This window comes from Arthrobacter sp. 4R501, assembly GCF_002929755.1.
Taxonomy (GTDB): Bacteria; Actinomycetota; Actinomycetes; order Actinomycetales; family Micrococcaceae; genus Arthrobacter.
In genome coordinates, this window is the sequence record NZ_PJIW01000008.1 from 60,906 (window position 1) to 74,445 (window position 13,540).

Here is a 13,540-nt window from a genome sequence, read left to right on the forward strand (position 1 = left end):
TCGGCGGTTCGTGACGAATTGTTTCCCTAGGTGACTTCCCGTTTCCGGACCTTTGTGACGCGCTTCGGCAGGCACCTACAGTCGATGCATGACTGATACAGCTCTAGCCGGAGCGTCCGTGGACCCCGCCGCCGCCAAGCGCCCTGCACGCGCCTCCCGCCCCGCCGCCAAGCCGCACGGGCAGTGGAAGGTCGACGGTAAGACCCCGCTGAACGCCAACGAAACCTGGAAACAGGAAGACGACGGCCTCAACGTGCGCGAGCGTATCGAGACCATCTACTCCAAGGACGGCTTCGACGCCATCCCCAGCCAGGACCTCCATGGCCGCTTCCGCTGGTGGGGCCTGTACACCCAGCGCAAGCCCGGAATCGACGGCGGCAAGACCGCCACGCTCGAGCCGCACGAGCTGGAAGACAAGTACTTCATGCTCCGGGTCAGGATCGACGGCGGGGCGCTCACCACCGAGCAGCTGCGCGTCATCGGCCAGATTTCCGTTGATTTCGGCCGGGATTCCGCCGACCTCACGGACCGCCAGAACATCCAGCTGCACTGGATCCGGGTGGAGGACATCCCCGAGATCTGGAACCGGCTTGAAGGTGTTGGCCTCTCCACCACCGAGGCCTGCGGCGACGTGCCCCGCGTCATCCTGGGCTCGCCCGTGGCCGGCATCGCCAAGGACGAGATCATCGACCCCACGCCGCTTATCGCGGAGCTGGGCGAGCGTTTCATCGGCAACCCGCTGCTGTCCAACCTGCCGCGCAAGTACAAGACCGCCATCACCGGCCACCCCAGCCAGGACGTGGTGCACGAGATCAACGACTTCGCCCTGGTAGGCGTCCGCCACCCCGAACTAGGCGTCGGCTACGACCTCTGGGCCGGCGGCGCGCTGTCCACCAACCCGATGCTCGGCAAGCGCCTCGGTGCCTTTGTGAAGCCCGAGGAAGCCGCCGAAGTATGGCTCGGCGTCACCAGCATCTTCCGCGACTACGGTTACCGCCGCATGCGCACCAAGGCCCGCCTGAAGTTCCTGATGGCTGACTGGGGTCCGGCGAAATTCCGCCAGATCCTCGAGGATGAATACCTGGGCTACAAGCTAGCCGACGGTCCCGCCGCGCCCAAGCCCACCACGCCGGGCGACCACATCGGTGTGCATGAGCAGAAGGACGGCAAATTCTTCATCGGCGCCACCCCGCTGGCCGGCCGCCTGTCCGGCGCCCAGTTGATCAAGCTCGCGGACACCCTTGAGGCCCGCGGCTCATACCGCCTGCGCACCACGCCGCACCAGAAACTCGTAGTGCTGGATGTTGCCAAGGACCACGTGGAACCGCTGGTTGCCGAGCTAGACGCCCTGGGCCTCTCCGCACGCCCGTCCGTGTTCCGCCGCGGCACCATCGCCTGCACCGGCATCGAATACTGCAAGCTGGCCATCGTGGAAACCAAGGTCACGGCCGCCACCGCCGTCGCTGACCTGGAACGCCGCCTGGCGGACCTCGCGGAGTCCGGCGAACTGCCGCACGCGCTGTCCCTGCACATCAACGGCTGCCCCAACTCCTGCGCCCGCATCCAGACCGCGGACATCGGCCTGAAGGGCATGATGCTGCCAACGCCCGACGGCGACCCCTCCCCGGGTTTCCAGGTCCACCTGGGCGGCGGGCTGGCTTCCAACAGCCGCGAAGAGGCTGGTTTGGGACGCACCGTCCGCGGCCTGAAGGTGTACGTCGAGGACCTGCCGGACTACGTGGAACGCGTTGTCCGCACGTTCGTGGCCCAGCGCGCCGAAGGCCAGACCTTCGCCGAGTGGGCCCACGCAGCAGACGAGGAGGCCCTCCAGTGACAACGGCACTCCGCACCCACGACGAGCTGAAGGCCATCGCCGAGTCCGGCGCTGCCGAGCTCGGCTGGGACGCCCCCGCCCGCGACGTGATCGCCTGGGTGGAGCGCAACTTCGACCTCTCAGCGGTCGCCGTCGCATGCTCCATGGCCGACGCCGTCCTTCCGGCTCTGGTCGCGGACCAGATGCCCGGCGTCGACGTCTTGTTCCTGGAGACCGGTTACCACTTCCCGGAAACCTATGCCACGCGTGACGAGGTGGCCGCGAACCTCCGCGTCAACGTGGTGGATGTGCTGCCTGAGAACACCGTGGAACAGCAGGACCGGCTCCTGGGCAAGGATCTTTTTGCCCGCGACGCCGCCCAGTGCTGTGCCCTCCGCAAGGTGGCCCCGCTGCGCCGCACGTTGGCCGGCTACGAACTCTGGTTCACCGGCGTCCGCCGCGACGAGGCTCCCACCCGGACGAACACCCCGCTGGTGACCTGGGACGAGGTCAACGGCCTCGTCAAGGTCAACCCTGTGGCCGCGTGGACGTTCGACCAGCTGGTCCAGTACTCCGACGACAACCTCCTACCCGTCAACCCGCTGCTTTCCCAGGGTTACCCCTCCATTGGCTGCCAGCCCTGCACCCGCAAGGTGGCGCCTGGAGACGACCCCCGCGCCGGCCGCTGGGCAGGCACCGACAAGACAGAATGCGGACTACACGTATGAGCACTTTCCTAACTGAGGAGACCACCCAGGTGACTGAAGCCGCCGTATCCACGCGCCTCTCCAGCCTGGACGCCCTCGAGTCCGAAGCGATCCACATCATTCGCGAAGTTGTGGCCGAGTTCGAGAAGCCGGCGCTGCTGTTCTCCGGCGGCAAGGACTCCGTGGTGATGCTGCACCTGGCCACCAAGGCCTTCTGGCCGGGCAAGGTCCCGTTCCCCGTGCTGCACGTGGATACGGGCCACAACTTCCCCGAGGTCATCGACTTCCGCGACCGCACCGTGGAGCGCCTGGGCCTCAAGCTCGTCGTCGGCTCCGTTCAGGAGTTCATCGACCGCGGCGAACTGGCCGAGCGCGCCGACGGCACCCGCAACCCGCTGCAGACCGTCCCGCTGCTGGACGCCATCTCGCAGAACAAGTTCGACGCCGTCTTCGGCGGCGGCCGCCGTGACGAGGACAAGGCCCGCGCCAAGGAGCGCATCCTGAGCCTCCGCGACGAATTCGGCCAGTGGGACCCGCGCAATCAGCGCCCCGAGTTGTGGAACCTCTACAACGGCCGCCACACCGTGGGCCAGCACGTCCGCGCGTTCCCCATCAGCAACTGGACCGAGCTGGACATCTGGCGCTACATCGAACGCGAGAACATCGAGCTGCCGGGCCTGTACTACGCCCACGACCGGGAAGTATTTGCCCGCGACGGCATGTGGCGTGCGGTGGGCGAAGTTTCGCAGCCGCTGCCGCACGAGGAAGTCATCGTCAAGACCGTCCGCTACCGCACCGTGGGCGACATGTCCTGCACCGGTGCGGTTGAGTCGGACGCAGCCACCGTGAGCGACGTCGTGATCGAAGTTGCCGCCTCCACCATCACCGAACGTGGCGCCACCCGTGCAGATGACCGCATCTCCGAGGCAGCCATGGAAGACCGCAAGAAGGATGGTTACTTCTAAATGAGCACCGACACATTGGCCGCCGAGCTGGAAACGGCCCTGCCCACCACCCTTTTCCGTTTCGCCACCGCCGGATCGGTCGACGACGGGAAGTCCACTTTGGTGGGCCGCCTCCTGCACGACTCCAAGGCGATTCTTGCTGACACGCTCGACGCCGTTGCCCGCACCTCCGCGGACCGCGGCTTTGGGGGACCCGGCGCAGCCGGTGTGCAAGCGATCGACCTGGCCCTCCTGACCGACGGCCTGCGCGCCGAGCGGGAGCAGGGCATCACTATCGACGTGGCGTACCGCTACTTCGCCACGGACCAGCGCAGCTTCATCCTGGCCGACTGCCCCGGGCACGTTCAGTACACCAAAAACACGGTGACGGGCGCGTCCACGGCGGATGCCGTCGTCGTACTCATTGACGCCCGCAAGGGTGTCCTGGAGCAGACGCGCCGGCACCTGTCCGTGCTGCAGCTGCTGCGAGTGGCGCACGTGATTGTGGCCGTGAACAAGATCGACCTGGTGGACTTCAGCGAGTCCGTGTTCCGTGAAATCCAGGCCGATGTGCAGCAGGTGGCCCGCGAACTGGGCATCGGCTCCGCCGAGCTGGGCAGCGCGGACCACATCGATGACCTGCTGGTGATCCCGGTGTCCGCCCTCGACGGCGACAACGTGGTGGACCGTTCCGAGCGCACCCCCTGGTACGACGGCCCGGCCCTGTTGGAGGTCCTCGAGACTCTGCCGGCCGCGGACGAGATCGACACGCAGCTGGAGAGCTTCCGTTTCCCCGTGCAGCTGGTCATCCGGCCACAGGGTGCGCTGGCTCCCGACGCCGTTGCCGGTGGCCTGGACGTGGAGGCCTACCGCGACTACCGCGCGTATGCCGGCCAGATCACCGAGGGTTCGGTGAAGGTGGGGGACTCCGTATCAGTTCTGACGCCCGGCCAGGCTGCCCGCACCACCACGGTGACCGGTATTGATTTCGCAGGCGAGTCACTGCGGGAAGCGTTCGCCCCGCAGTCCGTGGCGATCCGCCTGGCGGATGAGTTCGACGTGGCCCGCGGTGACACGATCGCCGCTGCGGGCACCGTCCGCGAGTCCACCGCCGACCTTTACGCCGCGCTGTGCTGGCTGTCGCCGAAGCCGCTGCGGGAAGGTGCCAAGGTGCTGGTCAAGCACGGCACCCGCACCGTCCAGGCGCTGGTCCGCAGCGTCAGCGGCAAGCTGGACCTGGCCACGTTCAAGCTCGAAGGCGCGTCCAGCCTGGAGCTGAACGACATCGGCCACGCGCAACTCCGGCTCGCCGCGCCGCTGCCGCTGGAGAACTACCTGCACCACCGCCGCACCGGCGCGTTCCTTGTCATCGACCCCCTGGACGGCAACACGCTGGCCGCGGGCTTGGTCAAGGACCACCCGGGCGATCATGAGGACGAGCGCTACTCGATCTGAGCCTCAGCTTGAGCTGCCCTGCCCCGCATGACCGGTGTTGCCCCACACCGGTTATGCGGGGCAGAGCCGTTCCTGGGCCTTGCCTCCCATTGCCTGCCGCACCATGATCGTGAGTGGGAGGCCGCGGCGTGGAAACCATCAACCCCAAGCTCATCAGCTGGGCCTCGATCCTGGACGCCAAAACCCGGGAACAGGCGCTGGCCACGTCCACGCTGCCGTTCATCTACCCGCACCTGGCACTGATGCCGGACGCGCACCTGGGCAAGGGCGCCACCGTGGGCTCGGTGATCCCCACCCTGCGCGCCATCATCCCGGCCGCTGTGGGCGTGGACATCGGCTGCGGCATGATCGCCGTGCGGACCCAGTACTCGGTCAAGGACCTGCCCAAGGACCGCAAACGGCTGCGCGAGGACATCGAACGGGCCATTCCGTTGTCCGCCGGGCATAACAACAGGAGCATCCAGCACACTGCCGAACCGCGCCTTGCCGAGCTCCGGACGCTCGCGGCGCAGGCCGGCTTCAACCCGGCCCAGTATCTGGCCAAATGGGAGCTTCAGCTGGGCTCGCTGGGATCGGGCAACCACTTCATCGAGGTCTCGGCCGACGAGACTGACGCCGTCTGGCTGTTCCTGCACTCGGGCTCGCGGGGCGTGGGCAACAAGATCGCGCAGCACCACATCGGCGTCGCCCAGCAGGTCAACCGCAAACGCGGAACGAGGCTGCCCGACCCGGACCTCGCCTACCTGGAGGAGGGTACCAGCGAGTTCGCCCGGTACATCAAGGAACTACGCTGGGCCCAACATTTCGCGCTCCTGAACCGCGAGGAAATGATGGACCGCGTCATTACTCAGTTCGGGCACTGGGTGGGCGGCCATGTCAAGGAGCGCGAGCGGATCAACTGCCACCACAACTTCACGCAGCAGGAGACCCATTACGGCAAGCCCGTGTGGGTATCGCGCAAGGGGGCGATCAGAGCCGAGCACGGCGATCCGGGACTTATCCCGGGGTCCATGGGGACGGCGTCGTACGTAGTGGAGGGGCTGGGGAACCCCGTCTCGCTGAACTCGTCCCCGCACGGGGCCGGGCGCGAGTATTCCCGGACGGCTGCCCGCAAAACATTCTCGCTGGCCGAGCTGAAGACGGCCATGCAGGGCATCGAGTTCCGCGCCACCGAGGCGTTCATCGACGAAATTCCGGCGGCGTACAAGCCGATCGATGTTGTGATGCGGGACGCCGCTGACTTGGTCAAGGTGCGGCACAAACTGCGGCAGCTGATCAACGTCAAGGGGGATTGAGCCGGGCCCGGAATGTGACGCTGCATGAACCCGCGTGACCCCCCGTTTCTGCTTCATTGAATGGGTTTATGTCACTCCCTATGGTGAAACAATGACTAGTTCCAAGCCCGGGATGACCCGTATCGTGGCAGGCGAGAGCGCAGTACCCAAGCGCAAGCGTGCCATCGAGGCGGCCCTGGCGATCGGGCTCGTCTTCCTGATCGCCGCCGGCGCGGTAGTGGCGTCGTCCATTTCGCGTAATACGGCGGCAGAGGCAGCCATCCCGGCGCCCACCCCGGCCGCAGAACTGAAGCTGGGCTATTTCGGAAACCTGACCCATGCCCCCGCCCTCGTGGGCGTGAAGCAGGGGATCCTGGCCCGGAATCTGGGCGACACCAAGCTCAGCACCGAAACTTTCAACGCCGGGCCTGCCGCGATCGAGGCCCTGAACGCCGGCGCCATCGACGCGGCATACATCGGCCCGAACCCGGCCATCAACTCGTTTGTCAAGAGCGAGGGGGAGTCCGTCAGCGTCATCGCGGGCGCCGCCGCCGGTGGCGCGCAGCTCGTTGTGCGTCCCGAGATCACGTCCGCGGCCGAGCTCAAGGGCAAGACGCTGGCCTCGCCGCAGCTCGGCGGAACGCAGGACGTGGGGCTCCGCGCCTGGCTCGGCTCGCAGGGCTACAAAACGAACGTGGACGGCAGCGGCGACGTTTCAATCAACCCCACGGAAAACGCCCAGACACTGAAGCTGTTCCAGGATGGAAAGCTCGACGGCGCGTGGCTGCCTGAGCCGTGGGCGTCCCGTTTGGTGCTGACCGCCGGGGCCAAGGTCCTGGTGGACGAAAAGGACCTCTGGGACGGCTCGCTCTCCGGAAAAGCCGGCCAGTTCCCCACCACCATCCTGATTGTGAACAAGAAGTTCGCCGCCGCGCACCCGGACACCGTGAAAGCCCTGCTGCGCGGCCACGTGGAGTCCGTGGCCTGGCTGAATGACACGCCCGCCGCAGAGAAAACAAGCCTCATCAACGACGCCCTGCAGGAATCGGCAGGCGCGGCGCTTCCCACCGATGTCCTTGACCGAGCCCTGCAGAACGTGGTTTTCACGGTGGATCCGCTCGCGGGAACCTACCCCAAGCTCCTCGAAGACGGGGTGAAAGCCGGCACCACCAAGCAGTCGGACATCACCGGACTGTTCGACCTCCGTGCCCTGAACGAAGTCACCGGGACCGCCGAACGGGTCTCCGCGGCCGGCCTCGGCCAGGACTGACCGCCACCTACCGCACCAACTACTTAAGGACGGGACCATGCCAGTCGTACTGGAAAACCTGGGCAAGCGCTTCGGCGACGGCGCCCCGGTGCTGGACGACGTCAACGCCAATATCGGCGCGGGCGAATTCGTAGCCCTCCTCGGTGCGTCCGGCTGCGGCAAATCCACCCTGCTGAACATCATGGCGGGACTGGAGGTCCCGACGTCGGGCGCCCTTGAAGTACCCAGCGACGGAGCAGCCTTTATGTTCCAGGACGCTGCCCTCTTCCCCTGGCTGACGGCGCGGGAGAACATCGAGCTGGCCCTGAAGCTGCGCGGTGTGGGGAAGGCTGAACGCCGGATCAAGGCCAACGAGCTGCTCGAACTGGTGCACCTCGGCGAGGCGGGGGACAAGCGGCCGCACGAGCTGTCCGGCGGCATGCGCCAGCGCGTGTCACTGGCCCGTGCCCTGTCTCAGGACCGGCAGCTGCTGCTGATGGATGAGCCGTTTGCGGCCCTGGACGCCATCACCCGCGACCTGCTGCACGACGAGCTGGAACGCATCTGGAAGGAAACCGGGCGGACCATCGTTTTTGTGACCCACAACGTCCGCGAGGCCGTGCGGCTGGGCCAGCGTGTGCTGCTGCTGTCGTCCCGGCCCGGCCGTGTGGTCCAGGAATGGGCCGTCACCGAGGAACACCGAACCGACGCCGGCCTGGCCGGACAGCTGACCGGGGTCATCACCGCCCGGCTGCGGGAGGAGATTCGCCGCCATGCCAAATAACCCCACGCCCCTCGCCGAGACCGAACCGGCGGTAGAGCCTCTCGGGGCCAAGCCGGAAACCCGCAAAGTCCACGCCGCCCTGACCCGGACTTCCACCGGACATGAGGACCTGCGCGAGCTCGAGGCCGGGCTGGATTCACTCCAGTCCGACGCCGCGCGCAAGCACCGGATCGACTGGAGCCGGGTGCTCCTGCCCGTCGCCGCACTGGTGGTCCTCGTCCTGATCTGGCAGTTCTACGTCTCCCTGGGCCTCAAACGCCGCGACCTGGTTCCCGGTCCGCTGGACGTCCTGGGCCAGATCGGCGCGCTTTGGGGCGAGGCCAAACTGCAGGAAGCGGTGTGGACCTCGCTGCAGCGCGGGCTGGTCGGGTTCCTGATCAGCGTTGCCATCGCCACGCCGGTGGGGCTGCTGCTGGCCCAGGTTGCGCCGCTGCGCCGTGCCTTCGGGCCGCTGATTTCCGGCCTTCAGGTGCTGCCGTCCGTAGCCTGGGTGCCCGCGGCCATCATCTGGTTCGGCCTCACGGATGCCACTGTCTACTTCGTGGTGTTTATGGGTGCGATCCCGTCCATCATCAACGGGCTGATCTCCGGCGTGGACCAGATCCCGCCGCAGTACCGCCGCGTCGGCACGGTCCTGGGTGCCAACCGTTTCCAGATGGCCGTGCAGATTGTCCTGCCGGCGGCACTTCCCGGATACCTGGGCGGGCTCAAACAGGGCTGGGCATTCTCCTGGCGGTCGCTCATGGCCGCGGAAATCATCGCCGTGGGCGGCACCATCGGCTTCGGCCTCGGCTCGCTGCTTGACCAAGGCCGGGTCCTGTCCGACATGACGGTTGTAATGGCCGCGATCCTGCTGATCCTGGCCGTCGGCATCCTGATCGAGCTGCTGGTGTTCGCGCCGATCGAGAAGCGCCTCCTCCGCAGCCGCGGCCTTCTCGCCGGCAGCACCCGCTGACCCTCCCTCCAACGCGGGGTCAGATCCAGCCCAATAACCACCGTCTATTGGTCCGGATCTGACCCCGCGTTGGTTTTACTGCCCAGCAGAGCCCGACGACGAGTCCCGCCGTCGGGCTCTCTGGTGTGCGGAAACTTTTGATGGCGCCCTGTTTCTGCCGGGTATACCTTGATTACCTCAAGCCTTGCGGGCCTGGATTGCTCTGTGTGAGGGAAATTATGGAATATGCATTGGAACCAGGCAGTGGGGTACTGGCAGGCATCGGATCAACACCGCTTATCGAACTCAGCAAAGTCGTGCCGGCGGGGTCAGCCAGAATTTTAGCCAAGCTTGAGTTCGCGAACCCCACGGGAAGCATGAAGGACCGCATGGCGCTGGCAGCGATAGCGGGAGCCGAAGCGCGGGGCGAGATCACCCCCGGCGACACTGTGGTTGAGTACACGGCGGGGACAACAGGCATCTCCCTCGCCTTGGTTTGTGCCGCCAAAGGCTACGGGCTCCACGTCGTATTTTCCGATGCGTTCAGCGATGAGAAACGCCGGACCATGGAGGCTCTGGGCGGATTTGTGGAAGACGTCCCCAGCGACCATGGACGGATCACGGAGCAACTGATCAAAGCGATGATGGCCCGGGCCGGAGAGCTCAGTGCGCAACCAAACTACTGGGCGTGTGACCAGCTCAACAACAGGGACGCGGTCACAGGCTACCTCGCGCTCGGGGAAGAAGTCTGGCAGCAATCCCACGGCCGGGTGGACGCCTTCGTGCAGTCCGTCGGTACAGCCCACTCCATTCACGGAGTAGCCCGTGCTCTGCGCCTGCACCTGCCTGGGCTGAAGGTCGTAGCAGTCGAGCCGGCTGAGTCTTCCGTACTTTCCGGCGGCCCTACTGGCTCCCACAGGATTGAAGGAATCGGGATCGGGTTTGTGCCGCCCCTTTGGGAACCCGAGGAAGTGGAGGCCATAGAACAGGTCTCGTCCGAGGAAGCGATGGAGATGAGCCGTCGCCTTGCCCACGAGGAAGGCATCTTCGCCGGCACCTCCTCAGGAGGAAATGTTGTTGCGGCCTTGCGTGTAGCTGAACAACTTGGTCCGGACGCGACCGTTGTCACCATCATGGTTGATTCCGGGTTCAGGTATCTGAGCACGGGGCTGTACGGATAGGTCTGCGGTTCCGTGGGTCAGTCAGCTGGCCTGGGAATGGGAGACTGGCTCCATGACTGTCAGCTTCGTATGCCGCACCGCGTCCGCCCTCCCGCGGGAGCGCCTGTTCGATCTCGCCCGCAGCGTTGAAGCGCACCTGGATTCCCAGAAAGCCGCCGGTGAACGGGCCGTAGCCGGGGTCACGTCAGGCCTGATCGGCGAGGGTCAGGAGGTAACCTGGCAGGCCCGGCATTTCGGCGTCCCGCTGAGGATGACCAGCCGCATCACCACACTGGACTTCCCCGGCAGCTTCACGGACGAGCAGGTCAAGGGCCCGTTCAAATCCTTCCGCCACGTCCACGAGTTCGAGGCCACGGCCACCGGCAGCATCATGACTGACCGGGTGGAGTTCACGGCTCCGTTCGGGATCCTGGGCCGGCTGGCGGAGGACCTGGTCCTGCGCCGCTACCTGCAGCGGCTCATCACCGACCGTGGCCGGTTCGTGGCCGGCATTGAAGAATAGACCGCGGTTAAGCCTGAGGGAATGGCGACGGCCCCAGGATCTCGATACCGCCGTTCAGCTGACCTGATTCTCGGATGCGGTCGAAATCCACAACACCTGAATCTTCGCCGTCGATGAGCGGTTCGCTTGCGCCGAAGTAGAAGGCCTGCGCGCCGCCGGGGGTGTGCAGGCACAGCACCCGGGTCCCCTCCTGGAGGACTTTGAATGCGTGCGGGACACCCCTCGGCGCAACGGTTACGCCGCCCGCTGCGACGTGATGCTCCGTGCCGTCCATGTTCATCAGGATCTCGCCGGCGAGCACATACATCGTTTCGTCGGAGTCCGGATGGGTGTGCATCGGCGTCACCTTGTTCAAGCCCATCTCATCTTCGAAGAGCAGGAAGGCCCCCGCGGTGTCTTCCTCCGTGGCCTTCCAGGTCTGCACTCCGCCGCCGAAGAACCAACGCCTGGCCCCTTCGCCTGGCTGCAGGACTACTGCGGACGCTGAGTTCTTCGTCTTCATGGTGATCGCCTCGATAATGGTCGGAAGACTTATGGGACTAACGTCCCATAACAAGGCTGGAGTACCATGAAGAGCATGTCAAGACCCTATATAGACGTCGGCCGCACCGGCCAGAAACGCCGCACCCTTGATGCACTGGTTGCTGCGGCGCGGCAGCTCGTGGCGGACGGCGCCGCGCCTACAGTGGACGATGCCGCGCTGGTCGCCGGGGTCGCGCGCAGCACCGCGTACCGGTACTTCCCAGGGCAGCGGGAACTGCTGGCTGCCGCCCACCCGGAAACTGCCGCCACGTCGTTGCTGCCCGAAAATCCGCCGGCCGACGTCACGGAGCGGCTGGACGCCGTGGTTGAGCAGTTCACCCGGATGATTCTCGAAACCGAAGCGCAGCAGCGGACCATGCTGAGGCTCTCCCTGGAGCAGACGGCCGACGAGCGCCGAAGCCTGCCGCTGCGGCAGGGCCGGGCGATCGCATGGATCGCCGAGGCACTGTCGCCGCTCCAGGGGCAGATGACGGAGGAGGACATCCACCGGCTGGTCCTGGCCATCCGCAGCGCCACCGGCGTTGAATCCTTGGTCTGGCTGACGGACATCGCCGGCCTGAGCCGCGACGAGGCCGTTGCATCGCAGCGATGGACCGCACGCGCCCTGCTCCGCCAGGCCTTGACGCAGGGGCCTCCTCCCGCAGCGGGCTAGCCCCACAGCCGCCGCCGATCTGGGGCACTTCGACACGGACACGCCGGCGATCGAGCCGGCTTTGGCGTTCCTGACGGCCAATGTGCCCCACGATGGCGACCCGGGGCTGCAGCCTCGCCTATGTGACGCAGGGTTACCTTACGTGAACTGGTGTTTCCGCTGCCGTTGTTGGTGAAACTGCGTGGCCCTACCGTTGATTCATGGCAATTCAGGATATTTACCCCACAGCACTGCGGCTGCTCGGCCGCCCCGTGCTGGTGGTGGGCGGCGGCCCCGTGGCCTCCCGCCGCGCCAAAGGGCTGCTCGACGCCGGTGCACAGGTCACCGTCGTGGCTCCCGTTGTCTCCGCCGCGCTCCGCGAACTGTCCGACGCCGGTCTCCTCGCCTGGGAGCCGCGCACTTACCTTCCGTCCGACGTCGACGGCGTCTGGTTCGTCCAGACCGCCACCGGCGATCCCACCGTGGACACCCAGGTCTCAAAGGATGCCGAGGCGCAGCGCATCTGGTGCGTCAATGCCTCCGACCATGAAGCCTCAGCCGCGTGGACGCCCGCCGTTGCCGTGGTTGATGACGTGCAGATCGCCGTGAACGCCGGGGGAGACCCGCGCCGCGCCATGGCCCTGCGTGACGCGGTCGCCACCGCCCTGGAAACCGGCGACCTCCCGCTACGCCGCCGTCGTGCGACTGCTGGCTCCGTAGCACTGGTTGGCGGTGGGCCCGGCGACACCGGCCTCATCACCGTCCGTGGCCGCCGGCTCCTGGGCCAGGCCGACGTCGTGGTGGCAGACCGTCTCGGCCCGCGCGAACTGCTCAACGAACTGGCCCCCGACGTCCGCGTCATCGAAGTGGGCAAGACCCCCGGCCACCATCCCGTACCGCAGGCCGAGATCAACCGGATCCTTGTGGACGAAGCCCTGAAGGGGCACCGCGTGGTCCGGCTCAAAGGCGGCGACCCGTACGTCCTGGGCCGCGGCGGCGAGGAAGCCGAATACTGCCGGCAGCACGGCGTCGAGGTTGAAGTGGTCTCCGGCGTCACGTCCGCGATCTCTGTCCCGGCCGCCGCCGGCATCCCCGTGACGCACCGTGGCCTGGCCAAGGGCTTCAGCGTTGTCACCGGCCATGAAGAGCTGTCCGAGGTCCCCGCCCGGGCAGACCACACCATCGTCCTGCTGATGGGCGTCGCCGCACTCCGCGATTCCGCCGCTGCCCTGGCCGGCGCCGGTTTGCCTCTGGACACTCCAGTTGGCATCGTTGAGAACGGCTATCTGCCGAATCAGCGCGTGACGATCGGCACGCTCGGTTCCATCGCCGACCAGGCGGAAGCCACCGGCGTCGCAAATCCTGCCGTGATTGTGATCGGCGACGTTGTCCGCGTCAGCCCCTTCGCGCCGTCGCACTTCAGGACAGCGGACTACAGCACCACCACCCCGAACAGCCCCCGCACCACCCGAGTTCTAACCCCCTGAAACCCATCGATTGCTCCGCAACTGCCCTTATGAAGG

13 protein-coding genes are annotated in these 13,540 nt (G+C 66.5%); 12 read left to right on the forward strand and 1 reads right to left on the reverse strand.

Annotation, left to right across the window (positions count from 1 at the left end; translation table 11 throughout):
- Window positions 1-88 precede the first annotated feature (88 nt).
- The 10 genes from CXR02_RS09570 to CXR02_RS09615 all read left to right on the forward strand — a co-directional run bounded on the left by CXR02_RS09570 (window position 89) and on the right by CXR02_RS09615 (window position 10,843).
- Window positions 89-1,834, forward strand: a complete 1,746-nt coding sequence (locus CXR02_RS09570; protein ID WP_058931585.1) for a nitrite/sulfite reductase — start codon at window positions 89-91, stop codon at window positions 1,832-1,834.
- Entirely contained in the window at window positions 1,831-2,541 is a 711-nt protein-coding gene (locus CXR02_RS09575) for a phosphoadenylyl-sulfate reductase (protein ID WP_104061778.1), read from the forward strand. Before CXR02_RS09570 ends, CXR02_RS09575 begins: the two co-directional genes overlap by 4 nt.
- Window positions 2,538-3,485 carry a sulfate adenylyltransferase subunit CysD gene (gene cysD, locus CXR02_RS09580; RefSeq protein ID WP_056344773.1) on the forward strand — a complete coding sequence of 316 codons (948 nt, stop codon included), beginning with the start codon at window positions 2,538-2,540 and terminating at the stop codon, window positions 3,483-3,485. Before CXR02_RS09575 ends, cysD begins: the two co-directional genes overlap by 4 nt.
- Window positions 3,486-4,919 (forward strand): sulfate adenylyltransferase subunit 1, encoded by a 1,434-nt coding sequence (locus CXR02_RS09585; protein WP_104061779.1) that lies wholly within the window; start codon window positions 3,486-3,488, stop codon window positions 4,917-4,919.
- Window positions 4,920-5,047: 128 nt separating this feature from the next.
- On the forward strand, window positions 5,048-6,214 hold the full coding sequence (locus CXR02_RS09590; protein WP_104061926.1) for an RtcB family protein: 1,167 nt from the start codon (window positions 5,048-5,050) through the stop codon (window positions 6,212-6,214).
- Window positions 6,215-6,326: 112 nt separating this feature from the next.
- Window positions 6,327-7,463, forward strand: a complete 1,137-nt coding sequence (locus tag CXR02_RS09595) for an ABC transporter substrate-binding protein (protein ID WP_104061780.1) — start codon at window positions 6,327-6,329, stop codon at window positions 7,461-7,463.
- Between the two features lie 37 nt (window positions 7,464-7,500).
- Window positions 7,501-8,226 carry an ABC transporter ATP-binding protein gene (locus CXR02_RS09600; RefSeq protein ID WP_104061781.1) on the forward strand — a complete coding sequence of 242 codons (726 nt, stop codon included), beginning with the start codon at window positions 7,501-7,503 and terminating at the stop codon, window positions 8,224-8,226.
- Complete coding sequence (locus CXR02_RS09605) at window positions 8,216-9,181, forward strand: ABC transporter permease (RefSeq protein WP_104061782.1); 966 nt, start codon at window positions 8,216-8,218, stop codon at window positions 9,179-9,181. Before CXR02_RS09600 ends, CXR02_RS09605 begins: the two co-directional genes overlap by 11 nt.
- A 218-nt stretch (window positions 9,182-9,399) precedes the next feature.
- Complete coding sequence (locus CXR02_RS09610) at window positions 9,400-10,341, forward strand: PLP-dependent cysteine synthase family protein (RefSeq protein ID WP_104061783.1); 942 nt, start codon at window positions 9,400-9,402, stop codon at window positions 10,339-10,341.
- 52 nt (window positions 10,342-10,393) lie between these two features.
- A complete protein-coding gene (locus CXR02_RS09615) occupies window positions 10,394-10,843 on the forward strand; it encodes an SRPBCC family protein (protein ID WP_104061784.1) in 450 nt (149 codons plus the stop codon).
- 7 nt (window positions 10,844-10,850) lie between these two features.
- On the opposite strand, the gene CXR02_RS09620 is transcribed toward CXR02_RS09615, so the two are convergent.
- Window positions 10,851-11,345 (reverse strand): cupin domain-containing protein, encoded by a 495-nt coding sequence (locus tag CXR02_RS09620; RefSeq protein ID WP_104061785.1) that lies wholly within the window; start codon window positions 11,343-11,345, stop codon window positions 10,851-10,853.
- Window positions 11,346-11,420: 75 nt separating this feature from the next.
- Between CXR02_RS09620 and CXR02_RS09625 the strand changes: the two genes are divergently transcribed.
- Together CXR02_RS09625 and cobA are read left to right on the forward strand one after the other, a co-directional pair.
- A complete protein-coding gene (locus CXR02_RS09625; protein ID WP_258060895.1) occupies window positions 11,421-12,038 on the forward strand; it encodes a TetR/AcrR family transcriptional regulator in 618 nt (205 codons plus the stop codon).
- Between the two features lie 200 nt (window positions 12,039-12,238).
- Window positions 12,239-13,504: a uroporphyrinogen-III C-methyltransferase gene (cobA, locus tag CXR02_RS09630; RefSeq protein ID WP_104061787.1), complete on the forward strand. Its 1,266-nt coding sequence runs from the start codon at window positions 12,239-12,241 to the stop codon at window positions 13,502-13,504.
- Window positions 13,505-13,540 lie beyond the last annotated feature (36 nt).

Coding starts and splice junctions, on each gene's coding strand:
- CXR02_RS09620 (WP_104061785.1), bottom strand. CDS start 11,345: ATGAAGACGAAGAACTCAGCGTCCGCAGTAGTCCTGCAGCCAGGCGAA.
- CXR02_RS09610 (WP_104061783.1), top strand. CDS start 9,400: ATGGAATATGCATTGGAACCAGGCAGTGGGGTACTGGCAGGCATCGGA.
- CXR02_RS09600 (WP_104061781.1), top strand. CDS start 7,501: ATGCCAGTCGTACTGGAAAACCTGGGCAAGCGCTTCGGCGACGGCGCC.
- CXR02_RS09570 (WP_058931585.1), top strand. CDS start 89: ATGACTGATACAGCTCTAGCCGGAGCGTCCGTGGACCCCGCCGCCGCC.
- CXR02_RS09625 (WP_258060895.1), top strand. CDS start 11,421: ATGTCAAGACCCTATATAGACGTCGGCCGCACCGGCCAGAAACGCCGC.
- CXR02_RS09595 (WP_104061780.1), top strand. CDS start 6,327: ATGACCCGTATCGTGGCAGGCGAGAGCGCAGTACCCAAGCGCAAGCGT.
- CXR02_RS09615 (WP_104061784.1), top strand. CDS start 10,394: ATGACTGTCAGCTTCGTATGCCGCACCGCGTCCGCCCTCCCGCGGGAG.
- cysD (WP_056344773.1), top strand. CDS start 2,538: ATGAGCACTTTCCTAACTGAGGAGACCACCCAGGTGACTGAAGCCGCC.
- CXR02_RS09605 (WP_104061782.1), top strand. CDS start 8,216: ATGCCAAATAACCCCACGCCCCTCGCCGAGACCGAACCGGCGGTAGAG.
- cobA (WP_104061787.1), top strand. CDS start 12,239: ATGGCAATTCAGGATATTTACCCCACAGCACTGCGGCTGCTCGGCCGC.
- CXR02_RS09585 (WP_104061779.1), top strand. CDS start 3,486: ATGAGCACCGACACATTGGCCGCCGAGCTGGAAACGGCCCTGCCCACC.